The following is a 26,628-nucleotide window of genomic DNA, read 5'->3' as shown; positions in this document are numbered from 1 at the left end:
AAATTTTCATTTACAATTCATTTAAATTGATTTTCCACATGTCAGGATTGGAGGTAGTTACTGCGAGTGCACCATTTTCTAATGCTTGTTTTGCGTGCTCTGGTGAATTGAGTAGTCCGCCTGTGATCGTCGGTACTGGGGAGATTTTTGATATTTTGTTCAAAAAGTCAGGCACGCGACATGGCATAATTTCGATGACATCTGCTTGAATGCGCTCAATATCTTTTACTAAGTTCGTATAAACCTCCGTATCGATTAAGAAGATTCGTTGAACAACAACGAGTCCGCTAGATTTTGCTTTTTTAATAATGCCATTTCTAGTCGTTACGATTGCATGTGGCTGTACATTTCTTTTGACAAACTCAATCCCATCTCGATCCATTTCTAATCCACCAATCTTTTCAACATGCAAAATAACGGGTAAACCGTGAGATTGAACGAAATCTACATATTTTTTTACTGTTAAAATCGTTCCTGTCATTAATAAGACCGCGCTCAAGTTATCCTTGTACTTAATCGCTTTTTCAATATACTTAGGCTCTTTCACCGCAGCGACCATTTTATGTGTTTTTAATCTTTCTTGTAGTATCGTTCCTGCATGAGGATGCTTCATGTTCTCGTTCCTTTCCATTCAGGTTTATTGTACCGTTAGTGTATAGTTTTTGTGATGGATTGGAAAGAGTGATGACTAATTAGGGGTGCTTAGTGATCGGCTTTTATAAATTCATCGCTGATTTTTTTATATTTTTGACGTTTCCTTAACTAGTTTTCTATTCGATAAAAAAGGTGTGTTATAAGCCGAAGTATCAACTTATAACACACCTTTTCTTGTTAAAATTTAAACTGGTCAAAAATACTGTTCATCTCTTCTGATAATTTTGCCAGGCTATTCGCAGCTACTGCAATTTCTTGAATGGTCGCTAGTTGTTCTTCCGCAGCTGCGGAATTATGTATGCTAGCTGCTGCTCCTTCGTCAGCTCTTTCGCCAACAGAGTTGATGACGCGGACCATTTGCTGACTGCTTGAAGAGGTCGATTTAATGTTTTCTTCCACTTCAAGTATTTTTTCGGTGACGGTTGTAATCGAGTTCTCTAGGTGGGTAAATACGTCGTTAATGTGAGTTGTTTTTTTGATGCCGGCTTCTACTTGATTAGTACCCTCTGTCATCGATGCGACCGCTTCTTTCGTTTCTTGTTGAATTTCAATGATTAAAGAAGCGATTTGTCCAGAAGATTGAGCGGATTGTTCGGCTAGCTTTCGTACTTCTTCAGCCACAACAGCAAAACCTTTGCCGGATTCACCCGCGCGTGCCGATTCAATCGCTGCATTTAAGGCAAGTAAATTCGTTTGTTCAGCAATGTTCGTAATCATTGCGATAATGTTGTTAATTTCTTGAGAGCGTTGATCTAATTTTTCAATGATGATCGCTGTATCTTTCACCTTTTGATGAATGGCGGTGATCGATGAAATAACAGCTTGGATTTCTTCTGTGCCTTCAGCTGTCGCTTTAGAGGCGTTCTCCGATAATTTTGTTGCTTCTTCTGTACGGTAGACGGCCTCATCCATTTGGGTGGATAAGACATTGATGACATTGATCGTTTCACCGACACTCGTTTTTTGTTCCTCGGACCCGCAGGCCAATTGCTCCGTCGCTTCCGCTACTTGTTTCGCCGCCTCTGTGCTTTGATCGGCACTCGCTGTTAATTGTTCAGATGAACTAGCGATATGCAAAGATGCTTCTTTCATTTGTTTTAAAATTGAGCGGAGCTGTGTCGCCATTTTATTGACCGATTCAATTAGCTGTCCGGTTTCGTCTTTCACGTCGGTATGTAATAACTCTCCGGAAAGATCGCCATTTGCTACTTGTGATAGGTAAGTCGATGCCACTTGAATTCGTTTCAACATACCTTTTGTTAAAAGATAAAATAGGAACAGCGAAACGATGATGATAATGACAGCCAATAAGATCATTTTCCAATTGGCCTTTTGCGTGATGTTTTGAATTCGCTCAGAGGCATCTGGGGCACCGATGTACCACATTCCGATAATTTCGTTGCTTCCATTTTTAATCGGCATGTAAGCTGTTTGATATGTATGTCCTAATACATCCGCTTGTTCTAAAAAGATTTCGCCGTTTTTTAATACTTTATCGGCTACTTGATCAATTACTTTTGTGCCAATTCCGCGTTCGCCATCGACCATGACGTTTGATGTAATACTCGTATCACCTAAAAATAAAGTAGCAGTATCACCATTCGTAAGCTCACCGACTACGTCTACAATTTCTAGGTTATTGTTCATCACTTGCTCGCCTTTATACAAGGTATCGTCCTCTGCGCGCCACTCACCGGGATACATTTCATCAATGAGTGCATAACTCGTACGTAAATCAGATTGGGCCTTTTCCAGTGCTTCCCCTTCAATCACACTTTGGATCGTATTCATTTGCAAAAATCCTGTCACCAAAAAAGCACAAGTCAACATAATGAAAGCCATAAACAAAAGCTTACTTCTAATCGATTGCTGCGCCAATAGTTAAATCCCCCTTTATAGGTGCCTGTCACTCCTCAAAATTTGTTGTATTTTGTAAAGTGGTAGGTCTATTATAATGTGTCTTAGAGGAGAATTAAATGAGGGATAGGTAAAAAATATGTAATATTTACAATTTAATACTTACTGTGTGTGAAAGAGCGTACTAAAAAACCCGTGTGTTGATTTATGAACACACGGGGAATCTTCTTCTATTCTTCCTTATAAAATCGCTCACCAGTCTCTCGGTTAAAGTAGACGACCATCTTTTTTCCTGTCGTCGGATCGATGGAGACTTCTTCTGTTCGAACAAAGCCTTGTGGTACATCTTTGCCGTGCTTCGTTTTAAAGCGACGATCCCAAATAAACCAAGAGCCAAAAATTAAGACGAGAAGGAGGAGAAGTTGCACGCCGTAAAAGCTAATGATCCATTTCATTCCCTTATTCCTTTTCAGCGATCACAGCTGTTCCGTAGGCGACAATTTCGCTCATATTTTGACCGATCTCTCCCGAATCAAATCGCATCATTATGATAGCATTCGCCCCCATAGCTTGCGCGTTTTTCACCATTCGATCGATCGCTTGCTTTCTCGCATCCTCTAACATTTCTGTATATTGATTAATTTCTCCGCCGACTAAGCCCTTGAAGGAAGCGACAATATCTTTTCCAATTCCTCTAGCGCGAACCGTTAAGCCGAAGACAGGTCCTTTTATTTCGGTGATTTTATAATTTGTAATATTTTCAGTTGTTACAATGATCATAATTTTCCCTCCTTTTATAGTTCAAAAACTACTCTTTCAACATAATTCTACACTAGGAAGAGATTTCCTTTAAAATATGGAGGGAGAATTTTATTAAAATTTTAACAACTGAACCGATATTAAATATAACTAATGTTCATAGGAAAGGAGACCTATGAGTAGTCAACGGGTTGCTTTCTTATTTTAAAAAAGAAGCTTAAAGAGAAACCATTAAGATTCAAGAAATGATTAAATCATACAATTCAGAAGTACAAGTTGTAACGCTATTTATTATTCAGAAATCATTCATAATTGTTAGGTGATGGGCAACGATGAAAGTGAATCTGTTCGCACCGAGAAAAGGAGACGTATACATGTTTAGATCGAAAAAAAACGACCAATATCCCCAGCAGCAGCTACAGCAAGAAATGACAGCGTTAAAGGCCTCATTTGAAGCGAAAGAACAGGAAGAAAAGAGCCGTCTGACTCATGTAAGGTCGGAAATAGCTGCCGCGGTCAATCAAAATGGAAAAATCAATGACCAACATCGTGTGATTGGAGACGCAGTCGGGCAAATCGAGCGAAGATTTAACAACGTGGCTTCTTTAAGTGAGCAAACTTCACAGCAATCGATCCATCTATACGAAAAAGGCAGTTCGGTGAAGCAGCATTCCGACCAAATTGTTTCTGATGCACAGCAAGGGACGGCAGAAGTCAATCGTACAGCGGATATCATTAAAGAATTAGGGGACAAAATTCAAACGTCTGAAGACAATATGGCATCTTTAAGTGAACGTTCCGTGGAAATCCATTCGATTGTCGGCGTCATTGAAGGCATTGCGGCGCAGACGAACTTGTTGGCGTTAAATGCATCGATTGAAGCGGCTCGTGCCGGTGAATACGGCAAAGGCTTTGCGGTCGTTGCACAGGAAGTACGTAAGCTAGCTGAGAGTACGTCTGATAGCACAGCGAACATCCAATCGTTAACGACGACTTTAGGAAGTGAAATTGAACATGCCCTTGAAGCTACCAGAAAAAGTAAAGAACTTGTGGAAAAAGGTATCGAAGTGAGCATGAACACAGCGGACAAAATCGATCGGATTTTAGCGGCGATTGAGAATAGTCAATTAGATATTAATGAAATGCAAAAAATGATTGACGAACAAAAGCGATTATCATCGCAAATGAAGAAAGAACTAGCCGAAGCAAAAGAACTATTTAACAACGCTGATCAAATGATTAACGAACATATTCAAGATGCTAAAGAAGTAGAGCAACAGTTAGATCACGGAATGAAGCAGTTAACTTTTTGAAACATAACAGACAACCTTGATTGTAAATGAGGGTTGTCTTTTTTTGATAAAGAATCTTTTACAATAACTTAACGAAAATAAAGAAATATCTCTATATGATCATGTTACCATTTAAGTCAGGAATGAAGTTTATTTACAGGAGGAGAAACCTTTGCCAAAAAATAAGATTAAGAAAACTGTACTGGCTTCAGCTTTAGCTTTTAGTGTAGTAGTTCCGGTGATGATGGAAAAACCAACTTATGTAAATGCTTTAAATGAAGATATCGTCAAGCTTCGTCTATTAGAGACGACAGATATTCATGTGAACTTGGTGAATTATGATTACTATCAAGATAAAGCGGTGGATAAGTATGGCCTTGCTCGTACGGCATCTCTCGTGAAAGCGGCGCGTGCAGAAAACGAAAACTCAATGTTATTTGATAATGGCGATTTAATTCAAGGGAATCCACTTGGTGATTATGTCGCTAAAGTTAAAGGATTAGAGGACGGAGAAACGCATCCTGTTTATAAAGCGATGAACTTAATGCAATATGATGTAGGGAATATCGGGAATCATGAATTCAATTATGGATTGGATTTCCTTGAGAAGACGTTAAAAGGTTCGGATTTCCCTTACGTTAGTGCAAACGTATACATAGATGATAAAGATAATGATCCAACTAATGATAAAAATTATTTTGATCCATACTTGATCATCGACAAAAAAGTGAAGGATCAAGATGGTGAGGAGCACACGATTAAAGTCGGTGTGATCGGTTTTGTTCCACCGCAAATTATGAATTGGGATAAGGCACATTTAGAAGGAAAAGTGATCGCCAAGGATATCGTTGAATCCGCGGAGAAATTTGTTCCTGAAATGAAAGCAAAAGGGGCGGATGTCATCGTCGCGATCCCTCACTCTGGACTCGGCACGATTGAGGAAGGCAAGATGAAGGAGAACGCCACATCCGATTTAACGAAAGTCGACGGAATTGACGCTGTTCTTTTCGGTCATTCTCACGGAGTGTTCCCAAGTGAACAGTATAAAGATATTCCAGGTGCGGACATTGAAAAGGGAACAGTTAACGGTATTGCTTCTGTTATGCCTGGTTTCTGGGGCAGTCACCTAGGTATTGTCGATCTTGAACTGAAAAACGAAAATGGCAAATGGCAAGTTGTGGACGGTCGATCTGAAACGAGAAGCATTACGACGGCGGATGGAAAACCGACTGTTGAATCAGACCCAGCTATTGTCGATGCTGTGAAACATGAGCATGAAGGAACGCTAGAATGGGTCAGAAGTGCAGTTGGGACAACAACAGCACCAATTAATAGTTATTTCGCTCTCGTTCAAGATGATCCGTCTGTGCAAATTGTTGCTAACGCTCAAAAATGGTATTTAGAGAATAAAATTAAAGGAACCGAGTATGAAAACGTACCTGTTCTATCTGCGGCAGCTCCATTTAAAGCAGGAGCACGCATGGGACCAGACTATTACACGGACATTCCAGCGGGAGATATTGCGATTAAAAACGTGTCTGACCTTTATTTATATCCGAATACGTTAAGTGCGGTCCTTGTAGATGGAGCAGGCGTAAAGGAATGGCTAGAAATGTCGGCTGGTCAGTTTAACCAAATTGATCCAAAAGCAGGTGCGAAAGAACAAGCGCTCGTGAATCCGGTGTTTCCAACGTATAATTTCGATGTGATTGAAGGTGTAACGTATGATATCGACGTCACCGAACCTGTTAAATACGGCATCGATGGCAAAGTCGTTAATCCGAACGCTAACCGTATTAAGAACTTAAAGTTCAATGGCAAAAACATTGATCCTAAACAAAAATTCCTTGTCGCTACGAATAACTATCGTGCAGGCGGGGGAGGAAACTTTCCTGGCATCAGCGCAGAAACATTAGCGATTGAAACACCGGATGAAAGCCGTGGCATCGTGATCGATTACATGATGGAAATGAAAGAAATCAACCCATCTGCTGATAAGAACTGGGGCTTTGCTTCGATCAACGACAATGTCAATGTCACGTTTGAAACATCACCAAGTGCGAAAAAGTACACGGAAGGCTCGGATAAATTTAAATACGTGAAACAACTTGATAGCGGGTTTGCTCAATTTTCGATTGATATGAAGGGTCAAGAGACAGGGACAGGAGAAAAAGACTTTAAAGATGTACCGACAAATCATTGGGCTTACAAATATATTCAAAGCTTGACGAGCAAAGGAATCATCCTTGGAAAAACGGATGGAACATTTGCACCAAATGCTAGCGTAAAAAGAGGGGAATTTGCTCTCTTCATCGCTCGAGCGCTTGATTTGAAGTCAAACGGAAAAGCTCCTTTCAAAGATGTACCAAAGAATATGGAAAAAGAAATTGCAGCTGTGTATGAAGCGGGAATTATTTCTGGCATGAGCAAAGATCAGTTTGCTCCATATAAGCCAGTGACGAGAGAACAAATGGCTACCATGACGGTAAGAGCTCTCGAAGTCAAAGCAGGCAAGCAGTTCACAGCCTCTAAGCCAGCTAATTTCAAAGATAACAAGCAAATTCGTCAAGAATTTAAAGACGAGATCGATGTAGCAGTTGAGCAAAACATTATTTCCGGCTACAACAACCAAAAATTCATGCCGAAAAAATCATCAACAAGAGCCGAAGCTGCGAAGGTGATTTACAAGCTCGATCAATATAAATAATGGAGCGAAGCAACCTGAGTCTTATATGGACTCAGGTTGCTTTTATTGAGAAAAATTAAATTATTAATTATATGTAAAGGTCTTTTTATGTAGAATTTCGTCTGATAAAATAATGAAAAATGACGAATTTAATTGAAAGAAGGAAGCCAATGAACACGAATGTATCTTTTTTCAACAGAATTTCCGTTCAGTTACTTTTAGTTGTCACAGTAGTTATTTTAACGATTAGCAGTGCAATTGGAATTTCTAGCTATTATTTAGCAAAAAAAGAGTTAGTTAATGCTGGGAAAGAGGAATTAAGAAGCATTGCTCAAACGGCTATGCCCGTGCTTGAAATGCTCAATGAAGAGGTGAATGAAGGGAACATTACGTTAGAAGAAGCGCAGGAGAAAGCTAGAATCATATTAAATGGTCCTAAGCAGGGGACGGGTGGATATGACTACCAACAGTCTAATTATCTGTATAAAGAAAATGGGTATTTGTATGCCTATGACTCTAATTACAAAACGCAGTTACACCCGGCCATTCCAATTGGTGAAGATAAGTCAGATACAAAAAACAGTGAAGGAATGTATGTGCAGCGTGAACTCGTAGAAAGGGCTCAAGCAAGCAATCCCGAAGATCACTTTTATACATATGCTTGGAAGAATCCTGGAGAAGCGAACGAACAACCGAAAATGGCTTATATGATTTATTTCGAACCGTGGGATTGGAACATAGGGATCGGAGCCTATGAATATGAATTTTATCAAGCGTTACAGTCCATTAAGGTTTATATAATCATCATCACCGTATTGGTTGCGATTTTAAGCTTAGCTACTATGTTTTTGTTTGCGAAGAGAAAGTTAGATTTATTAAAGCAAGCAGCGGCGATTTCTTTAAAAATTGCAGATGGCGAGTTAGATGCGCCACAGCTTAAAGAAACGTCAGATGAAGTCGGGCAGTTGAATCAATCATTTAACAAAATGTCTAGTGAATTAAGAGGGTTGATTGGCAAGCTTCAAGGGGCGAGCAACGACCTGCTTCACTCGGCGACCGATTTATCTGCTGTGTCTGAGGAAACATCGGCAAGCAGCCAAGAAATTGCTCGGGCGATGAATGAAATCTCTAGCGGAGCGGTATCACAAGCTTCGGATATTGATGATATGAGCAGAACAGTCGATCGTCTTTCCGATGCAATTACGCAAATGAATCAGGAAAATCAAGCGATTCGAGACATTACGGTCGTAACGGCAAAAGCGACTGATCATGGAAAAGAAATCGTCCAAGTGCTGAAAAGTTCGAATGATCAATCGTTAGCTGCTTCCGAAAAGATTAAAGCAAGTATTACGAATTTAACGAATCAAATTCAAAATATCTCGCACATTACAACGACAATTAATCACATTACCGCACAAACGAATCTCCTTGCTCTAAATGCGAGCATCGAGGCAGCGAGAGCCGGCGAACACGGTAAAGGCTTTGCCGTTGTTGCGGAGGAAGTGAGAAAGCTTGCCGAGGAATCCAATCAAGCGACTAAGCAAATTCAAGAGATGATCACCGGCATTCACCAAGAAACGGCCACAACCGTTTCAATGATGGAGGAAACCGTATTATTTTCGACACAGCTAAATAGCGCCGTTCACGAAACCGAAACGGAATTCAATGAAATTTCCAGAGCTGTCAAAGAAACGATCCAAGCGATCGATGTGTTAAGTAAGGAAATCATGACGGTTACTGACCAAAGTCATGAAATTCAAGGAGCTATTCAAAACATTTCAGCCGTTTCTCAAGAAACCTCTGCCGCTGTTGAAGAAATCTCTGCTTCTGTCGATGAGCAATCAAAAGCCATTTCGACAGTCAGTCACTCAGCAGATCAATTATCACAACTAAGCGAAACGTTGTCAGCGATGATTAATCGATATAAATTGTAAAAGGATGGGGCGTGCCCCATTCTTTTTTGTGTCTTTGTCAGCAAAAAAGCGGCTTGATTCCGGAAATCAGCGGTGTATTTCAGTAAAAAAGGAACCAGATTTAGTAAAAGTGCGAGTGGAATACGTAAAAAGTAGGCATTCATTAAAAAGCAAGCGTGAGTCAGTAAATCCTGGGTGTGATTCAGTAAAAGAGCGGACTCATTCCGCAATTCAATAAGAAAAAGGTGTCGAAAAAGTCTATTTGCGAAGACTTTTCGACACCTCCTACAACTTCGATCTTAACCGAGCAATTTCTCAATTTCTTTCGCAAAGGAAGCGGGCTCATCGGATGGCTCAAAGCGGTTAATCACATTGCCTTCTTGGTCGATGAGGAATTTAGTGAAGTTCCATTTGATTGAATCGCCAAGGAGAAATTCGGGTTTTTTGTCTGAGATCATCAGCTTTAATAGTTTTTCACTGACATTAGATTCATCAAATCCACGAAATGGCGCCGCCTCTTTTAAAAATTGAAATAATGGGGCTTCATTTTCTCCGTTGACGTCCACCTTTGAAAAGATCGGGAACGTGACACCGTAGTTCAATCGGCAAAAAGAGGAGGCATCTTCGCTCGTACCTGGCTCTTGGCCAGCGAATTGATTGCAAGGAAAGCCTAGTATTTCAAGTCCAGCTTCTTGATATGTAAGATAAAGCTTCTGCAAGTCTTCAAACTGTGGAGTGAACGTACACTTACTTGCTGTATTGACGACGAGCAACACCTTTCCTTTGTACTCTTCAAGAGAAACGATCTCTCCATTTGTTTTTTTCGCTTTAAAATCAAAAATATTCATAGGGAGCACCTCTGTTAATTTCATTATTATTTAATAATTATTATAAATAAGATTAGATCATTTGTCTAATAAAATACCCTACCTTCGTTTTTTCGAGTAAAATAGATTGAAATAAGAAGGAGTGAAAACAAATGAACGGACAAAACCGCAAAGATATTCAACCGGGGCTTGAGGTCAATATCGTGTTAAAAAAAGACCAGCGAACAGGGAAGAAAACAAGAGGAATCGTTAAGGACATTTTGACGAACTCCAGCTTTCATCCGCACGGTATTAAAGTGCGGATAGAGGATGGACAAGTCGGGCGAGTGCAGGATATTTTATGAGTGGAAATATAGAAAACATGCGTTGGCAAGCTTGAGCCAACGCATGTTTTTGTTAAAGAGTGATAAAGTTTCAACATGGATTTTACAAAAAAATCAACTGTTTTCGTTTTGTCTGTTAATATCATCGTTCGCCTTCCGATATAAGAATTAGAGATGATTTACTAAAGGGAGCGATGGAGATGCTTGATAAGTTAGGTGCATTAAATCAAGTGGCCAAGCCTGTGACTCCTCCCGTACAACAGGAAATAGACACAACTAGAAAAATAGAGGAAGTTCAGAAACAGCCTTCAAAAGTGGAGATGGAAAAGGTTGTTCAAGGAATGAATGATTTTTTAAAGCCCTCCAATTGGCATGTGAAATTTGAGTTCCATGATGAATTAGAAGAGTATTACGTGACGATGGTCGATAATGTGACACAGGAGGTCATTCGAGAAATTCCGTCGAGAAAGATATTAGATATGTATGCAGCAATGACTAGATACTTAGGGGTTTTAGTAGATAAAAAAATTTAAGGAGGCATTACTATGCGAATCGGTGGATTAGCGAGTGGCATGGATATCGAAAAAATGGTTGGCGACTTAATGAAAGCAGAAAGAATGAAGGTAGATAAGCTCCATCAACGAAAACAGTTTTTAGAGTGGCAACGTGATGATTATCGCAGTATGAACTCGTCGATGCTTAAATTCAGAGATCAAATTTTTGAGGGTGTCATGATGCAGAAGAGTTACCTGCAAAAAAAGGTCGATTTATCAGATGAATCCGTAGCATCTGTGCGGAATAATGGTTCAACGACTGATTTTTCAGGGACGATTGAAGTAAAAGAATTAGCAAAGTCAGCGACAATTATTGGTAGTAAGACAACAGGGATAGACCCAACAATGAAGATGAGTGAGATTACAAGTAGCACCTCTTTTACAGTTCAGGCCATTAATAAAGATGGTGAATTAGATAAAGGGATTGAAGTGAAGATTGACCCAGATGAAACACTAGACAGTTTTATGAAGAAGGTCAATGAACAAACGGGTGTCACGATGTTTTATGATAGCTATTCACAGCAGATTTCTATGACAGCTAAGCACTCAGGTGATGTTTTTGGGAAAGATGAGATTAGCTTAAGTGGTGCTGACGATTTGGTTTCTAAATTGGAATTAGGTAAAGGTGTCGCATCATATACAGAAGGTGCCAATGCTAAGTTCATCCTAAACGGATTGGAAACTCAACGCTCCTCTAACACCTTCACCATCGGCGGCGTCGAATACTCTCTAAAAGCTGTAGGGAAAACGAACTTCACTTCCACAACCGATGTGGATAAAGTGTATGACACGATTAAGAGTTTTGTCGATCAATATAATGAATTAATCGCTAAAGTTAATGGAGAAACAGATGAGAAGCGCTATCGTAGCTATCAGCCATTAACGAAAGAGCAACGAGAAGCGATGTCTGATAAAGAAGTAGAGCTATGGGAAGAGAAAGCTCGTAGTGGGACATTACGAGGAGACGCTGTATTGCGATCAGGAGTTAATAAAATGCGCTTTGATTTATCTACCCCTGTAAAAGATCTTCCGACAGAGCTTAATCAATTGTCGGATATCGGTATTACGACGTCTAAAAACTATTTAGACAAAGGGAAGCTTGTGATTGATGACAAGAAATTAAAAGAAGCAATTGCGAAAGACCCGAATGCGATTTATAAGTTATTTGCGAATGATCCAAAGCCAATAACCGATGGATCAGGCAAAGAAAAGCCGAACGTTGAAGAAATGGGACTAGCTAGAAGGCTGAGAGAAACGCTCAAAGGAACGATGGAACTCGTTGAGAAAAAAGCAGGTAAATCTTTTGACGTAGGGAACGAGTATGCATTAGGAAAAACATTGGATGGTATAGATGATCGAATTACAAGTTTTGAACGTAAATTAATTCAAATAGAAGATCGCTATTGGCGTCAATTTACAGCGATGGAAAAAGCGATTCAGCGTTCTAATGAGCAATCGATGTTTCTTATGAACCAATTTGGTTAATAAGTATGAAAGGTGATGTATGGACTTGTCTATGAAAAACCCTTATCAAACGTATTCCAATAACTCTGTCACAACCGCTTCGCCTGGTGAGTTGACATTGATGTTATATAATGGGTGTTTAAAATTTATTGCTAAAGCAAAAAAAGCGATAGATGAAAAGGATATTCAAACGAAAAATACAAATATTCAAAAGGCGCAGGCGATTATTCAAGAGTTGATGGTTACTCTTAATATGGAGGCAGCTGTATCAGAGAATTTGTTGTCGCTTTATGATTATTTAAACCGCCGTCTAATTGAAGCGAATGTGAAAAATGATACAGCCATTTTGGAGGAAGTCGAAGGGTTTGTTACTGAGTTTCGTGATACATGGAAAGAAGTGATTCAGAAAAACCGCCAGCTTCAGCATGCTAGGGCAGGTGGCCAAGTATAATGTCAGCCGTTCAAGCTTGTTACAAAATCACAGAAGAGCTGTTTCAATTAGTACAACCGCCAGATGAAGATCGAGACGGCTTGGTGGAAGCCATTGAAAAGCTACTTGAACAACGTCAATCGTTATTAGCAAACATTCGTGCACCTTTTAGTGCAGAGGAAGAAGAGCTTGGTAAGCAAATTATCGAAAAAAATGCGATCATTGACACTCGGTTAAAAAAGCTGAAAGAAGAGATTCAAAAAGATATGCAGCAACTATCAAAGAAAAAAAGCTCTGCTAATAAATATGTGAATCCATATGCGTCGCTAGGTGTTAATGCGGCATTTTATGATAAGAAAAACTAGTATCGTTCTTGCTAAACTTTATACGTATACAAAAAGAGCCGCTTAATAACTGCGGCTCTTTCTTATTTTTTAACTAGCTGAAGTGCCTCTGTAGACGATTGATTGATGCGAGAAACCATGAATTGGTCACTGTTTTGACGAATGTCAAGACTGACAAAACTCATCATTTCTTTTGCCATGTTGGTATCAGCAATTTGTGATAGAGCAGATGTTAGGTTGGATTCATTCACCATCGTATTTGCGATATGGTGTTCAATAGCTTCATAATAGGAACCTATTTTTGTTAAGTTTCCTGTTGTTTGTGCGATGGCTTCATCGATTTGTTTAATTAACTGTTCAGCATTGTCACGCGTCAATAAAGAAGCATCGTCCAAGTTTAAGGCGGTTGTACTTGTGTCTACAAGATCAATTGTGATTTGTTGACCAGGATTAGCTCCTACCATTAATATGAGTGGTGCATTTTCACCTAAAATTTTCTTCGTATTGAACTCTAGCTTATCAGCTGTGTCATTAATACTTTGCATTAATTGATCCAGTTCTTCTTGGCTTGCTTTTCGATCGGCGTCTGTTAACGTATCATTTGCGCTCATCACACCTAGCTCTCGTCCTCTTTGCAATAAGCCGTTGACGTTATTAAGCCCTTCATTCGCTGCGTCTAATACAGATAATCCATCTTGCATATTGCGCTGAGCTTGTGATAATCCTCTCACTTGTGCACGCATTGTTTCAGAGATAGCTAACCCAGCAGCATTACTGCTAGCGCGACGAATCGCATTACCGGTAGAGAGCTTGTCGATAGTTTTTTCCATTAGTCGATCATTTTTTTGATAACGAGTCATAGAAAATGTGACCATCGCTTGGTTATGGATTTTCATTCATTTCACCTCTTTCCTAATGCTAATCATTTTCTCTCTTTATATCGTCCTTTTTTACTAAGATTTGATGAGGAAAGTTGAAATTTATAAAAAAAAACCGATATCAAACATAAGAAAGGCAGGGGAATCGATGAAGAACCAACAAAAAGCTCATCAACAATACCGGCAAACGAGTGAGCAAACAGCGGCACCTGAAGAACAGGTGATTTCCTTGTTACAAGAGGCAATTAAGCAAATTCAAAAAGGAAACATCGCTATCGATTGTGGAGATAGGGCAGAACGGAATGAAAGTCTTGTCCAAGCGCAGGCGTGTGTACTTTCGTTGATTCCCTTTGTCGATGGTCAGACAGTAGAAGGAGAACGGATTATTTCTCTGTACGGTTATGTGAATCGGCTGTTAATTCGTGCGAATCTCGAAAGTGATGGTATGTTATTGCAAGAGGTAGAGGAGTTGTTGCTTCGGTTAAGAGAGGATTGGAAAGTGGCATTAAGCAATCGGCGCAAAAAATATGTAGGGGATTTTATCTAGTGAAAAAGCTGTCTGTTCAGGTATCAGGGCCTGAATAGACAGCTTTTTTGATGCGATTCTTTTAAACTAAGCTTTAATATCAATAAATTGTGAGAATGGTGACGGCTGTTGCAACTCGCGAATTCTTTTAGCAGGATCATTCGTTGCTTCTCTTATTTTTTCGGTGATGACTTGCTCAGTCATTTGTTTATTTGTTAGGACAAATTGAGATACTGGTCCTTGCCCTGCTCCACTAATGGCACTCATATAGTTCTCTCCTCTCGAAATAATCATTTCTTTGTTACATCGTCTGTATTCTTACTATCGGCAATTAGGGAGAATATGTTAATGTATTTTTCTTGAATAGACAAATTTATCTGTTAATGTCAAAAATTCGACATATATTTTTTCGGAATTTAGCAGGTATTTTTCAAGAGATGAAGAAATATATATACATAGCTACAAGTTAAGGAGGAGTTCGCATGATGGATTACAACATTCGTGGTGAAAACATTGAAGTAACTCCGGCGATTCGTGAATACGTCGAGAAAAAGATTGGGAAGTTAGAGCGTTATTTTAACGAAACACCAAATGCTACTGTGCATGTAAACTTGAAAGTATATTCTGATAAAAATTCAAAAGTGGAAGTAACAATTCCAATGAAAAATCTTGTGCTTCGTGCAGAGGAGCGCAACGCAGATATGTATGCAGGTATCGACTTAATTGTTGATAAACTAGAGCGTCAAATCCGTAAGCATAAAACGAAAGTTAATCGTAAGTTCCGTGAAAAAGGAGAGCCGCAAGAATACTTTGCGATCGCAATGAACGAAGCGGCAGCTGCTGAAGTAGAAGAAGAGACAGATGAGTTGGCAATCGTTCGTACAAAGCAATTTGACTTAAAGCCGATGGATTCTGAAGAAGCGGTTTTACAAATGAACTTGCTTGGTCATAGCTTCTTTATCTATACAGATGCTGAGAGCAACGGAACAAACATCGTCTATAAACGTAAAGATGGAAAATATGGTTTAATTGAAACGAATTAACAGAGAAACGCTTGCAAAGATGTACTTTGCAAGCGTTTTGTTGTTCTAGTGCTGATTATCTGTATCGAGTTGACAAAGCATGTTAAGATAGAACAAGTGTTAAGTTTTGTGATTTACGAGGAGGAGTGGCATTCATGTCAGTTGGACGGAACGAACCATGTCCATGTGGAAGTGGGAAAAAGTATAAGAAATGCTGTGGGAAAGTAGAAGGCTCAGCGATTCATGGAATCATGCTTGAGGAGCTAGAAAGCTTACAGCGAGAATTAATTGACTATGCGATGAGCAATTATTCACACACGATGAAGAAAGAGTTTCAAACGCTTCTACATAAATACGAAGTGCTTCGCAAAGATCCACAAGTATTTTTAGTTGCTTTTGAAATTTGGTTTATTTTAAATTATCCGTTGAAAGATGGACGGACAGTATTAGAGAAGTTTGTTGATCGTCGAGTGAATACGATCGAACGTGAACGGACGAAGCAAGTGTTTAAAATGTGGCCGCAAACGAAGTTCATTGCTGGTCAATTAGGTGTCATTAGTGATCATGTATATGAAGTTAGCGACATACTTTCCGGTGAAAAAGTGGCGATCCGCGCTCGTCAAAAGGTAGATTTAGACGAAGTGTTTATTATTGGTGCATTATTGCCGTTTGAACAAGAGTACACGTTCTTTATGATCGACTTCCATTTTGAAAAAGAAATGGCTTCGCGCATGGAGAAGTGGGTGTTAGCTCAATGTGAACAAGTGGAAGATCGCTCAGCCTTTGTTGCGAATAATTTCTTATCCGTATTAGATGGTTTATTCAATATTTACAATGAGATGGAACAGCCAGATGCGTCTGAAGAAGCATTTGATTATAGCGAGTTAACATGGGAGAAAGAGTCCCAAGCGAAAACGGCTGATGTCCTGCGTGAATTTTTACAAGAAGAAGGAATCGAGGAGCTACATCAACAAACAGCGGTTCTTCTATGGAATCTATACTGTCAGAAGGAAAATCCGACGATCCGTAAACCGGAAATTTATGTCGGTGCCCTTGTGTCGCTTTTACAATCGTATAGCATTATTGAAGCGAAAGATTCGAACGCCGCTTTAGCTAAACGTTTAGGCACAACTGCCGCAAGCTTATCGAAGCGAGCGAAAGAAATGGAAGCGGTTCTTCAAGAACGGTTAGTCGCTCAACAGTAATTTAGAAAAAGAACGCTCTTATGGGCGTTTTTTTCTTTTTTCACTTAGGCCGTTCAGTTGTTTCAAATGGGGGTTAATGTTAAGATTAAGTAGGAATTTTGTGATTTTTAGGCTCATATATTAACTTGTTAAGAGTAAAAGGAGCGTTTTTATGGGTTTGTTAAATAAATTATTTGATGCAAATAAACGTGAAGTGAAACGTTTGGAACATATGGCGACAAAGGTCGAAGCGTTAGCAAGCGCGACGGAAGCACTATCGGAAGAGGAATTGCGTGGGAAAACAGCTGAATTTCAAGAGCGGTATCGTAACGGTGAATCGTTAGATGATTTATTACCAGAAGCGTTTGCTGTTGTACGTGAAGGAGCGCGCCGAGTGCTTGGTATGTTTCCGTATCGCGTGCAGATCATGGGGGGAATTGCTCTTCATGAAGGTAATATTTCTGAGATGAAAACCGGGGAAGGTAAAACGTTAACAGCAACGCTACCGGTCTATCTAAATGCCCTTTCCGGGAAAGGTGTGCACGTCATCACCGTCAACGAATACTTGGCTTCACGTGATGCGGCGGAAATGGGCGAGCTGTATAATTATTTAGGCCTATCTGTCGGCTTGAACTTAAACAGCTTGACGAAAGAAGAGAAAAGCCAAGCGTATGCGGCCGATATTACGTATGGAACAAACAATGAGTTCGGCTTTGATTATTTGCGCGATAACATGGTGCTTTATAAAGAGCATAAAGTGATGCGTCCGCTTCATTACTCCGTTATCGATGAGGTCGATTCGATTTTGATCGATGAAGCGAGAACGCCATTGATTATTTCTGGTCAAGCGCAAAAATCAACGCAGCTATACATTCATGCGAACAGCTTTGTCCGCACGTTAAAGCAAGAAGATGACTACACGTATGATGTGAAAACAAAAGGTGTGTTACTTACTGAAGAAGGTATTAACAAAGCGGAAAAAGCGTTTAGCATTGAAAACTTGTTTGACTTAAAGCATGTCACATTGAACCATCATATTAATCAAGCATTAAAGGCTCATGTGACGATGCAACGCGATGTGGATTACGTCGTGCAGGAAGAAGAAGTTGTCATCGTTGACCAGTTTACGGGTCGTCTCATGAAAGGTCGCCGTTACAGTGACGGGCTTCACCAAGCGATTGAAGCGAAAGAAGGCGTCCCAATTCAAAATGAAAGCATGACGATGGCGACGATTACGTTCCAAAACTACTTCCGTATGTATGAAAAGCTGTCCGGGATGACGGGTACAGCGAAAACGGAAGAAGAGGAATTCCGCAATATTTATAATATGCGCGTCATCGCGATTCCGACGAACCGTCCAATTGCCCGTGATGATCGTGCTGATTTAATTTATGCGACGATGGAAGGGAAGTTCCGTGCGGTCGTGGAGGATATTTATCAGCGTTATCAACTAAAACAGCCGGTGCTTGTCGGTACTGTTGCGATTGAAACGTCTGAGTTGATTTCAAGCTTACTGGAAAAACGAGGCGTACCTCATAACGTCTTGAATGCGAAAAACCACGGACGAGAAGCGGAAATTATTATGGAAGCGGGTCAGCCTGGTGCGATAACGATTGCGACAAACATGGCCGGACGTGGAACGGATATTAAGCTTGGCGAAGGTGTGAAAGAGCTTGGTGGACTAGCTGTTATCGGTACTGAGCGCCATGAATCACGCCGAATTGATAATCAGCTTCGTGGACGTTCTGGACGTCAAGGAGACCCAGGGGTCACACAATTTTATTTATCGATGGAAGATGAGTTAATGCGTCGCTTCGGTTCAGACAATATGAAATCGATGATGGCAAAGCTCGGCATGGATGATAGCCAGCCGATCCAAAGTAAAATGGTTACTCGTGCCGTCGAATCGGCGCAAAAACGAGTGGAAGGAAACAACTTCGATGCTCGTAAACGTTTGCTTGAATACGATGATGTGTTACGTCAGCAACGTGAAATTATTTATAAGCAACGAGATGACGTGTTAGAATCAGAAAACCTTCGTGAAATTATGGAAGGCATGATTGAAACGGTCATTCGACAAGTTGTGAGTCTCCATATCAACCCTGTTGAAACGGAAGAACAGTCGAATTTACAAGGGCTTGTGGACTACGTGAATGGGAACTTGTTGCAAGATGGTGAAGTAGAGGTTGCTGATTTGCAAGGGAAAGAGGCTGATGAGATCGTTCAGCTAATTTTTGCTAAAGTGAAAGAGCGTTATGATGAAAGAGAAGAGCAAATGGGCGAGGAGCAAACGCGTGAATTTGAAAAAGTCGTACTCCTGCGTGCTGTTGATTCTAAATGGATTCATCATATCGATGCGATGGACCAGTTGCGTCAAGGTATTCATTTGCGCGCGTACGGTCAAATCGATCCGCTTCGTGAATACCAAAATGAAGGCTTTGCGATGTTTGAAAATATGGTTGCTTCAATTAACGAAGAAGCGGCTAAATATGTGATGAAAGCTGAAATTCGCAATAACCTAGAGCGCCAAGAAGTTGCCAAAGGTCAAGCGGTTCATCCGAAAGAGGACGAAGGCAAAACAACAAAGAAAAAGCCAGTTCGTAAAGCACCAGAAGTTGGTCGTAACGAACCATGTCCATGTGGCAGCGGCAAAAAATACAAAAGCTGCTGTGGTGCCGGGAAATAAAGTGTTTTCGTGAAAGTCACATAAACGGGCATAATGAAGTTGTCATTTCTTAGATCAACGTAATATAATGACAGGAAAAAAGATGACTGTGTGTAGACACCGTCTTTTTTCCTGTTTAATGACCAATAATTGATGAGGTGTTTATATGGAATTATTTGAGATTCGTAATGAGTTAGATAGAACAGCTAAGAAATTAGCGGACTTCAGGGGGTCTCTTTGACTTAGAACACAAAGAGGAGCGGATTGCTGCGTTAGAGGATGAAATGTTGCATCCTGATTTTTGGAATGATCAGCAAGCAGCGCAAGCAGTGATTAATGAGTCCAATGGCTTAAAGGAAATTGTGAACGAGTATAACGGCTTGCTTGAAGCACAGGAGAATCTGGAGCTGACACATGAGTTAGTGAAAGAGGAGCCGGATGCAGAACTTCAAGCCGACCTTGAAGCAGAGATGGAAGAGTTTATGCAGCGCATTAACGATTTTGAACTGCAATTACTATTAAGTGAGCCACATGATAAAAATAATGCGATTTTAGAACTACATCCAGGTGCTGGTGGAACCGAGTCACAAGATTGGGGCTCAATGCTTCTTCGCATGTATACACGCTGGGCAGAAAAGCAAGGCTTTAAAGTCGAGACACTTGATTATCTTCCGGGAGACGAAGCTGGAATTAAGAGTGTCACGCTTTTAATTAAAGGCCATAATGCTTACGGCTATTTAAAAGCAGAAAAAGGTGTGCATCGTTTAGTGCGGATTTCGCCGTTTGATTCTTCGGGTCGCCGTCATACGTCGTTCGTTTCTTGTGAAGTGATGCCGGAATTCAATGAAGAGATTGAAATTGACATTCGTACGGAAGATCTTAAAATCGATACGTATCGAGCAAGTGGTGCGGGTGGACAGCATATTAATACGACGGATTCAGCGGTGCGGATTACGCATGTACCGACAAATGTTGTTGTTACTTGTCAGTCTGAGCGTTCACAAATTAAAAACCGTGACCAAGCGATGAAAATGTTGAAAGCGAAATTATATCAAAAGAAATTAGAAGAGCAAGAAGCCGAGCTGGCTGAAATTCGTGGAGAGCAAAAGGATATTGGCTGGGGAAGCCAAATTCGCTCTTACGTGTTCCACCCATATTCTATGGTGAAAGATCACCGAACAAGTGAAGAGAGCGGAAACGTCCAAGGCGTAATGGATGGAGAGATTACTCCATTTATTAATGCGTACTTGCGTTCACGTATTTAAGAGAGAGGCCCGTTTGTTTAGCAAGCGGGCTTTTCGTTATGATTTAGTCCTTTTGAAACTCGTTAAAATAGATCAACATAGATGTTCACAAATTATCAACAATTGACCGTTCATTGCGGTGGAGCAAGTCGTTATGGCAGGTTTTAAACCTAGGTAAGTCTGCTATAATGAAGAGGTGCATCACATTTTTCCTTAGGAGGAGATAACATGAAAATGAAAAAATCATTATTAGCTCTTTTATTAGGATCATCTGTTGCTCTAGCCGCTTGTGGTGGGGGAGAAGAAGCGGAGCCAGAGAAAGAAACAGGTGGAGACACAGCAGCTGTTGACGGTGAGCAAGTGTACAAGCAAAGCTGCTTAAGCTGTCACGGTCAAAACCTTGAAGGTGGAGCAGGCCCAGCGCTTGATAAAATTGGATCGAAGCTTAGTGAAGAAGACATTTTAAACGTGATTAAAAATGGTCAAGGCGGTATGCCACCAAATATTACTGAAGGTGCAGATGCCGAAGCAGTGGCGAGCTGGTTAGCAAGTCAAAAATAAGAAAATGAGAAAACACCGGCTGATGAGTTGGTGTTTTTTTTGAGCAATTATGTCGAATATTTCATGAGAAAGAAAAGCTTTCATATCCAATTCTTATCCTGTTTTTTGAAATGAAAATGAGGAAAAAATGCTCAATTTTATTACAGGCGAAAAGAAAATGTAATACAAATGAACCTGAATAAAGCTTAATTCAGTGTTATAATAAGTCTGGATTTACAACAGTTCAAAGAATAAATAGGTGATTGTATGATAGATATGAAAGGCGTGACAAAAAAATATCCTAATGGAGTAACAGCTATACATGGGATTGATGTTGCGATTAAACAAGGCGAGTTTGTGTATGTTGTTGGACCAAGTGGAGCCGGGAAGTCGACGTTCATTAAGATGATGTATCGTGAAGAACGACCAACGAGCGGGAAAATTGTCGTCAACGGGATGAATTTGTCTGTATTAAAAGAGAGCAGTGTTCCTTATTTTCGACGTCAAGTCGGTGTCGTCTTTCAAGACTTTAAACTGCTACCGACGTTAACGGTATATGAAAATGTCGCTTTTGCCTTAGAAGTGATTGAGGAAAGTCCAGAGAAGATTAAGAAACGAGTTACGGAAGTACTGCAACTAGTTGGCTTAAAGAATAAAGCGAGAATGCTTCCGAACGAGTTGTCGGGAGGAGAGCAGCAGCGTGTGTCGATTGCTCGTGCTTTTGTGAATCAGCCGAAAGTATTGATAGCTGATGAGCCGACAGGTAATCTTGACCCTGATACTGCCTGGGATATTATGAGTATTTTTCAGGAGATCAATGGAAAAGGAACGACGGTTGTGATGGCGACTCACAATAAAGAGATTGTTAATAAAATTCGCCACCGCGTGATTGCGATTGATAAAGGGCGAATTGTCCGCGATGAACAGCGAGGTGATTATGGGTATGAAGCCTAGTACACTTCGACGTCATTTTAGAGAAAGCTTTAAGAACCTTAGCAGAAATGGTTGGATGACCTTCGCTGCCATCTCTGCGGTCACGGTGACGCTATTGTTAGTGGCGGTGTTTCTTGTTGTCATTCTGAATATGAACAAGATCGCGACAGATATTGAGCAGGATGTAGAAGTTCGTGTCCACATAGAGCTAGATGCAACGGAAGTGGACAAACAACTATTGAAGGAAGAGATTCAACAGTTACCTGAAGTCGAAAGTATTACCTACTCTTCGAAGGAACAAGAGCTAGATAATTTAATTGAAGACTTAGGAGATGACTTTGCGCTATATGAACAACGAAATCCCCTTTATGATGTTTATATTGTCAAAGCGAAGCGACCGGTAGATACACCTAAGATCGCTAAGAAAGTCGAAACATTTGATTCGATTGAATCCGCTGTGTACGGTGAGAAGAAAGTCGAAAAGCTATTTAGTGTGTTAAAGACGGGTCGCAATATTGGGCTTGTATTAATTATTGGCTTGTTGTTCACGGCGATGTTTTTAATCTCGAATACTATTAAAATGACGATTTTTGCTCGTCGTAAAGAAATTGAGATTATGAAATTAGTAGGAGCGACGCACTGGTTTATCCGTTGGCCATTTTTATTAGAAGGTTTGTGGATTGGACTATTTGGTTCGATACTGCCAGTTGCTGTCATAGCTGTCGGTTATCATTATGCAGCGAAGGAATTTACTGCGCGAATGCAAGGACAGCTTGTGCAAATGTTAGATTATTTTCCATTTGTCCTTCAGGTGAGCAGCATTGTTTTACTCATTGGAGCATTTATCGGCATGTGGGGAAGTGTGATGTCGGTGCGTAAATTTTTGAAAATATAAAAGATAGAGGAGAATTTGGCGTGAAGAAACGTGTAGGTCTTACGGTTGCATTAGTTACATCTTTAGGTGTTAGCGGCGCCTTTGGATGGACGAATGAAGCATTTGCTTCTAATTTATCTGATCTTGAAAGCCGTCAAAATCAAATTGAAAATAAACAATCGAACCTTGAGAAAAGCATCAGTGAGAAAGATAAGAAAATTAATGAGCTACAAGGGCAACAGGATCAACTGTCGGTTGAAATTAAAAAGCTAGATTCAGAGGTTTCCAAAACGGAATCGAACATTCGCGATAAGCAAGAGAAGATCGCTCAAACGAAAAAAGAAATTGAAAAACTAAAAAAAGAAATCGAAGAGCTAAAGAAAAGAATCGAGAAGCGCAATCTCGTATTGGATGATCGTGCGCGCGCACTTCAAAAAAACGGAGGGTCAGCGAAGTACCTTGATGTCATTCTTGGGGCGGAAAGCTTCGGTGATTTCGTCGATCGAGCAACAACTGTCACGAAATTAGTGAATGCGGATAAACAAATTCTTGAAGATCAAGAAAAAGATAAAGCACAGCTAGAAGAGAATGAGAAGCAAGTTAAGGCGAAGTTAGCGAACCTTGAAGAAATGCTTGCTAGTTTACAATCGTTGAAAGCTGAGCTAGAACAGAAACAAGCAGCTAAAGATCGTGTGATGCAAAAGTTAGCTTCAGAAGAAGATGAGATGCATAACGACAAACTAAGTCTAGAAGAAGAGCAAGAAATTTTATCGTCTCAAGATGAAGCGATTAAACAAGCAATCGCGGCTGAGAAAACAAGGATAGCGAAAGAAGAAGAGGAAAGACGAAAAGAACAATTAAGACAAGAGCAACTAAAAAAAGAGCAGGAGCAGTCACAGCCACAAGCTTCATCAAATAGCTCGACGGCTACGACTACACCTACACCTGATCGTTCAAACGATACACCAGCCGTATCATCAGGTTCATTTATGAGACCAGCACAAGGGCATGTTTCTTCAGAGTTTGGTCATCGTAGTTTAGGTAACCATAAAGGAATGGATATTGCCAATAGTGTGAGCGTGCCAATCGTCGCGGCTGCAGATGGAGTCGTTAGCCGCTCGTATTATTCTTCTACATACGGAAATGTGATTTTCATTTCTCATTCAATCAATGGGAAAGTGTTAACAACGGTTTATGCTCATATGTCTGAGCGTCTCGTCCAAGGTGGTCATGTATCAAAAGGTCAAACGATTGGATATATGGGGAACACTGGCCGTTCTTTCGGGCAGCATTTACACTTTGAAATTCACGAGGGTCCGTGGACACAATCGAAAGCACATGCAGTGGACCCGCGAAAATATGTTAGCTTTTAATTGAGAAAGCTGTCTGCCAACGTTGTATTGGCAGGCAGTTTTTTTACATAGCTGTCAGATGAATTTGTAAGACCAGAAATGAATATTAGGCAAATGCCCACGCAAAGTTTCCCCTTTTGAATAAATTGTAATTGTAAGTGAAAGGGGAGGTGTAGCAAATGAGTGGCGGATACGGATACGGAGGCGGCTTCGCGTTAATCGTTGTATTGTTCATTTTGTTAATTATCGTTGGGTCTGCTTATATTGGCTGGTGCTAACAGAAAATATTTGTGAACGTAGTGAGCGTCCTAGTGAGAGGGCGCTCACTTTCTACATAGTGGACGAGAGGTGTGCTTTATCCCGCATTAACGGGCTGTAAGCTCCCTTTCCTCAACATGGCAGAAAGAAGCGTAGATATGCAGGTGGGGGATCAATAGCCCGTAAAAGCCCGATTGGTTCGGGCCTGCACGATGCAGGTTACAAAGGCGTTGCAACAGGACGTTGCGATGTTAGCCTTTGTTCCCTTTTTCATCAATGGGGGATGAAGGAAACCCCCATTGATTGAAGTTTCACTTTATTATAAGATAATACCTAATAAGGTATTGGAGGGACGGTTCAGATGTCACTAAATGGATTAAATAATAATGATTTGGATATGAAGGAATAGTATAGAATGAAATGGTATACGATAGGGTCACTTACGGTGCCGGTTTCTCAGCTCGCTCTTGGACTTGCTTTTTTATTAATTGCTCTCTATCTTTGGTGGAAGAAAGAGAAAGACTTGTTAGATGTATATGGAAATACCGTTCTTTTGTTCATTCTCGTTTGGAAATTTAGTATCGCTCTGTTTAGTTTTTCGCTAGTGATTGAAGCACCGATGTCTTTGCTCTATTTTAACGGTGGGGATCGAGGCTTTTGGCTCGCAGTGATTGTGGCGTTCATCTATATAGCATGGAAATGGCCGATATACGAGCGGCATGAAGCGATCAAGCTTTGGCTGATCGTGATCACGTTATTTGAACTGCTTGTAGCGATATTGAGTGGACAAGTAGAGCTATTTGATATCCTTCGCTTGACGGGTGGAGTCTTGGCTGTATCATTTTTCATGAAATCTCCGTTACAAGTGCTACTGCTATTTACTCTTTGGCAATTGCTATTTGAGTCGTGGGAAGAGGCCGTATTTTCAGCGAATGGATTATTGTATATAGGAGTCGCCATAGGCTTCATATTGATAAGGAGGCGAGAGGCAGTTGGCTAAAAAATGGTTTGGGTTATTACTGCTCATTCTGTTAATCGGAATCGCAGTTGTGAATGTGCTCAAGGATCGAGAGGAAGTAACCGAAATTGAAAATCTGGGGATGAAAGCGACGGATTCTCAAGCTCCATCGGCTATGCAAACGGGGATTGGCCTTGGGGAAAAGGCACCGGATTTTACTGTAAAGACGATTGCAGGAGAGGAAGTATCTTTATCAGATTACGAGGGGCAGAAGGTAATTTTAAACTTTTGGGCGACTTGGTGTCCGCCATGTAAAGCAGAAATGCCTCATATGCAAAGCTATTATGACAAAGAAGCCGAAAAAAATAACGTAGAAATTCTTGCGGTGAACTTAACGAAAAACGACAAAGGAAAAGAAGCGGTGGCTGACTTTGCGAAACAATACGAGCTCACTTTTCCGATCTTACTAGATGAAGAAGGCACGCTTGGCAAGCAATACGAGGCCTTCACGATCCCAACGACGTACGTGCTCAACACCGATGGCACCGTCCACCAAAAAATCGTCGGTCCAATGGACGAACAGATGATGCAGCAACTGGTGAGTGAATTAAAATAATCAACAATAAGAAGCCGATAGAAAATCAGTGAAAACTGACTTTCTATCGGCTTCTTTGACCTTACAAGTGACTTCTTCGACTTTCTATCGGCTTCTTTGACCTTACAAGTGACTTCTTCGACTTTCTATCGGCTTCTTTGACCTTACAAGCGGTTTCTTCGACTTTCTATCGTTTTCTTTGACCTTGCGAACAGGTTCTTCGACTTTCTATCGTTTTCTTTAACCTTACAAGCGATTTGTTCGACTTTCTATCGTTTTCTTTAACCTTACAAGCGATTTGTTCGACTTTCTATCCGTTTCTTTGACCTTATAAGCGACTTCTTCGACTTTCTATCATTTTCTTTGACCTTGCGAACAGGTTCTTCGACTTTCTATCGTTTTCTTTAACCTTACAAGTGACTTCTTCGACTTTCTATCCGTTTCTTTGACCTTACAAGCGATTTCTTCGACGTTCTATCATTTCTTCGACTTTTCT

General features: G+C 40.5%; 25 protein-coding genes and 3 pseudogenes. 20 read left to right on the top strand and 8 right to left on the bottom strand.

The window, feature by feature from the left end; genetic code table 11:
- Window positions 1-10: 10 nt before the first annotated feature.
- The 5 genes and pseudogenes from ACSVDJ_RS16505 to ACSVDJ_RS16485 all read right to left on the bottom strand — a co-directional run bounded on the left by ACSVDJ_RS16505 (window position 11) and on the right by ACSVDJ_RS16485 (window position 3,291).
- The gene (locus ACSVDJ_RS16505; protein WP_439167317.1) at window positions 11-613 is read right to left on the bottom strand and encodes a glycerol-3-phosphate responsive antiterminator; all 603 of its coding nucleotides are present in this window, start codon (window positions 611-613) and stop codon (window positions 11-13) included.
- 218 nt (window positions 614-831) lie between these two features.
- Window positions 832-1,470: pseudogene (locus tag ACSVDJ_RS16500) on the bottom strand (methyl-accepting chemotaxis protein); the annotation flags it as partial.
- 303 nt (window positions 1,471-1,773) lie between these two features.
- Window positions 1,774-2,358 (bottom strand): annotated as a pseudogene (locus tag ACSVDJ_RS16495) (cache domain-containing protein); the annotation flags it as partial.
- Between the two features lie 383 nt (window positions 2,359-2,741).
- Window positions 2,742-2,966, bottom strand: coding sequence for a hypothetical protein (locus tag ACSVDJ_RS16490; protein ID WP_439167315.1), 225 nt, complete (start codon window positions 2,964-2,966; stop codon window positions 2,742-2,744).
- Between the two features lie 4 nt (window positions 2,967-2,970).
- Entirely contained in the window at window positions 2,971-3,291 is a 321-nt protein-coding gene (locus ACSVDJ_RS16485; RefSeq protein WP_439167313.1) for a YbjQ family protein, read from the bottom strand.
- A gap of 311 nt (window positions 3,292-3,602) precedes the next feature.
- Between ACSVDJ_RS16485 and ACSVDJ_RS16480 the strand changes: the two genes are divergently transcribed.
- The 3 genes from ACSVDJ_RS16480 to ACSVDJ_RS16470 all read left to right on the top strand — a co-directional run bounded on the left by ACSVDJ_RS16480 (window position 3,603) and on the right by ACSVDJ_RS16470 (window position 9,182).
- Window positions 3,603-4,583 (top strand): methyl-accepting chemotaxis protein, encoded by a 981-nt coding sequence (locus ACSVDJ_RS16480; RefSeq protein ID WP_439167312.1) that lies wholly within the window; start codon window positions 3,603-3,605, stop codon window positions 4,581-4,583.
- Window positions 4,584-4,803: 220 nt separating this feature from the next.
- Window positions 4,804-7,269 carry a bifunctional 2',3'-cyclic-nucleotide 2'-phosphodiesterase/3'-nucleotidase gene (locus tag ACSVDJ_RS16475; RefSeq protein ID WP_439167907.1) on the top strand — a complete coding sequence of 822 codons (2,466 nt, stop codon included), beginning with the start codon at window positions 4,804-4,806 and terminating at the stop codon, window positions 7,267-7,269.
- A 119-nt stretch (window positions 7,270-7,388) separates the two neighbouring features.
- Window positions 7,389-9,182 (top strand): methyl-accepting chemotaxis protein, encoded by a 1,794-nt coding sequence (locus ACSVDJ_RS16470; protein ID WP_518619418.1) that lies wholly within the window; start codon window positions 7,389-7,391, stop codon window positions 9,180-9,182.
- Window positions 9,183-9,460: 278 nt separating this feature from the next.
- Here ACSVDJ_RS16470 and ACSVDJ_RS16465 read toward each other — a convergent pair whose 3' ends face one another.
- On the bottom strand, window positions 9,461-10,009 hold the full coding sequence (locus tag ACSVDJ_RS16465; RefSeq protein WP_439167309.1) for a glutathione peroxidase: 549 nt from the start codon (window positions 10,007-10,009) through the stop codon (window positions 9,461-9,463).
- Between the two features lie 131 nt (window positions 10,010-10,140).
- Here ACSVDJ_RS16465 and ACSVDJ_RS16460 point away from each other — a divergent pair, with 131 nt between their 5' ends.
- The 5 genes from ACSVDJ_RS16460 to fliT all read left to right on the top strand — a co-directional run bounded on the left by ACSVDJ_RS16460 (window position 10,141) and on the right by fliT (window position 13,124).
- Window positions 10,141-10,332: a YwbE family protein gene (locus ACSVDJ_RS16460; RefSeq protein WP_439167308.1), complete on the top strand. Its 192-nt coding sequence runs from the start codon at window positions 10,141-10,143 to the stop codon at window positions 10,330-10,332.
- A gap of 179 nt (window positions 10,333-10,511) precedes the next feature.
- Complete coding sequence (gene flaG, locus ACSVDJ_RS16455) at window positions 10,512-10,844, top strand: flagellar protein FlaG (protein WP_439167307.1); 333 nt, start codon at window positions 10,512-10,514, stop codon at window positions 10,842-10,844.
- A 12-nt stretch (window positions 10,845-10,856) separates the two neighbouring features.
- Window positions 10,857-12,350 (top strand): flagellar hook-associated protein 2, encoded by a 1,494-nt coding sequence (locus tag ACSVDJ_RS16450; RefSeq protein ID WP_439167305.1) that lies wholly within the window; start codon window positions 10,857-10,859, stop codon window positions 12,348-12,350.
- A 25-nt stretch (window positions 12,351-12,375) separates the two neighbouring features.
- Window positions 12,376-12,780, top strand: coding sequence for a flagellar export chaperone FliS (gene fliS, locus ACSVDJ_RS16445; protein ID WP_439167304.1), 405 nt, complete (start codon window positions 12,376-12,378; stop codon window positions 12,778-12,780).
- Complete coding sequence (gene fliT / locus ACSVDJ_RS16440) at window positions 12,780-13,124, top strand: flagellar protein FliT (RefSeq protein WP_439167302.1); 345 nt, start codon at window positions 12,780-12,782, stop codon at window positions 13,122-13,124. The genes fliS and fliT overlap by 1 nt, the downstream gene beginning before the upstream one ends.
- Window positions 13,125-13,186: 62 nt before the next feature.
- Here fliT and ACSVDJ_RS16435 read toward each other — a convergent pair whose 3' ends face one another.
- The gene (locus ACSVDJ_RS16435) at window positions 13,187-13,999 is read right to left on the bottom strand and encodes a flagellin N-terminal helical domain-containing protein (protein ID WP_439167301.1); all 813 of its coding nucleotides are present in this window, start codon (window positions 13,997-13,999) and stop codon (window positions 13,187-13,189) included.
- 130 nt (window positions 14,000-14,129) lie between these two features.
- Between ACSVDJ_RS16435 and ACSVDJ_RS16430 the strand changes: the two genes are divergently transcribed.
- Window positions 14,130-14,528: a flagellar export chaperone FliS gene (locus tag ACSVDJ_RS16430; protein WP_439167300.1), complete on the top strand. Its 399-nt coding sequence runs from the start codon at window positions 14,130-14,132 to the stop codon at window positions 14,526-14,528.
- 66 nt (window positions 14,529-14,594) lie between these two features.
- On the opposite strand, the gene ACSVDJ_RS16425 is transcribed toward ACSVDJ_RS16430, so the two are convergent.
- A complete protein-coding gene (locus ACSVDJ_RS16425) occupies window positions 14,595-14,774 on the bottom strand; it encodes a hypothetical protein (protein WP_439167299.1) in 180 nt (59 codons plus the stop codon).
- A 215-nt stretch (window positions 14,775-14,989) separates the two neighbouring features.
- Between ACSVDJ_RS16425 and hpf the strand changes: the two genes are divergently transcribed.
- The 11 genes and pseudogenes from hpf to ACSVDJ_RS16370 all read left to right on the top strand — a co-directional run bounded on the left by hpf (window position 14,990) and on the right by ACSVDJ_RS16370 (window position 26,153).
- On the top strand, window positions 14,990-15,550 hold the full coding sequence (gene hpf, locus ACSVDJ_RS16420) for a ribosome hibernation-promoting factor, HPF/YfiA family (RefSeq protein WP_439167297.1): 561 nt from the start codon (window positions 14,990-14,992) through the stop codon (window positions 15,548-15,550).
- A gap of 134 nt (window positions 15,551-15,684) precedes the next feature.
- Window positions 15,685-16,734 (top strand): SEC-C metal-binding domain-containing protein, encoded by a 1,050-nt coding sequence (locus tag ACSVDJ_RS16415; RefSeq protein WP_439167296.1) that lies wholly within the window; start codon window positions 15,685-15,687, stop codon window positions 16,732-16,734.
- A gap of 151 nt (window positions 16,735-16,885) precedes the next feature.
- On the top strand, window positions 16,886-19,399 hold the full coding sequence (gene secA / locus ACSVDJ_RS16410; RefSeq protein ID WP_439167295.1) for a preprotein translocase subunit SecA: 2,514 nt from the start codon (window positions 16,886-16,888) through the stop codon (window positions 19,397-19,399).
- 145 nt (window positions 19,400-19,544) lie between these two features.
- Window positions 19,545-20,643 (top strand): peptide chain release factor 2 gene (prfB, locus tag ACSVDJ_RS16405; protein WP_439167293.1). Its coding sequence is split into 2 segments (ribosomal slippage): window positions 19,545-19,616 and window positions 19,618-20,643, totalling 1,098 coding nucleotides; the frame shifts between segments, so codons are not numbered across the junction.
- A gap of 213 nt (window positions 20,644-20,856) precedes the next feature.
- Window positions 20,857-21,183 carry a cytochrome c551 gene (cccB, locus tag ACSVDJ_RS16400; protein ID WP_439167906.1) on the top strand — a complete coding sequence of 109 codons (327 nt, stop codon included), beginning with the start codon at window positions 20,857-20,859 and terminating at the stop codon, window positions 21,181-21,183.
- A 246-nt stretch (window positions 21,184-21,429) separates the two neighbouring features.
- A complete protein-coding gene (gene ftsE, locus ACSVDJ_RS16395) occupies window positions 21,430-22,116 on the top strand; it encodes a cell division ATP-binding protein FtsE (protein ID WP_439167292.1) in 687 nt (228 codons plus the stop codon).
- Window positions 22,106-22,990 (top strand): permease-like cell division protein FtsX, encoded by an 885-nt coding sequence (gene ftsX, locus ACSVDJ_RS16390; RefSeq protein WP_439167290.1) that lies wholly within the window; start codon window positions 22,106-22,108, stop codon window positions 22,988-22,990. The genes ftsE and ftsX overlap by 11 nt, the downstream gene beginning before the upstream one ends.
- Window positions 22,991-23,010: 20 nt before the next feature.
- Window positions 23,011-24,342, top strand: coding sequence for a murein hydrolase activator EnvC family protein (locus tag ACSVDJ_RS16385; RefSeq protein ID WP_439167288.1), 1,332 nt, complete (start codon window positions 23,011-23,013; stop codon window positions 24,340-24,342).
- A gap of 167 nt (window positions 24,343-24,509) precedes the next feature.
- Window positions 24,510-24,599, top strand: a pseudogene (locus ACSVDJ_RS16380) (YjcZ family sporulation protein); the annotation flags it as partial.
- Between the two features lie 395 nt (window positions 24,600-24,994).
- On the top strand, window positions 24,995-25,579 hold the full coding sequence (locus ACSVDJ_RS16375) for a hypothetical protein (protein ID WP_439167287.1): 585 nt from the start codon (window positions 24,995-24,997) through the stop codon (window positions 25,577-25,579).
- A complete protein-coding gene (locus ACSVDJ_RS16370; RefSeq protein WP_439167286.1) occupies window positions 25,572-26,153 on the top strand; it encodes a peroxiredoxin family protein in 582 nt (193 codons plus the stop codon). Before ACSVDJ_RS16375 ends, ACSVDJ_RS16370 begins: the two co-directional genes overlap by 8 nt.
- Window positions 26,154-26,628 lie beyond the last annotated feature (475 nt).

Origin of the sequence: Bacillus sp. Hm123 (assembly GCF_051842975.2) — a bacterium.
Lineage (GTDB): Bacteria > Bacillota > Bacilli > Bacillales > Domibacillaceae > Bacillus_CE.
Note: the sequence above shows the minus strand (reverse complement) of the source record. Positions and strands in the feature narration are given on the sequence as shown.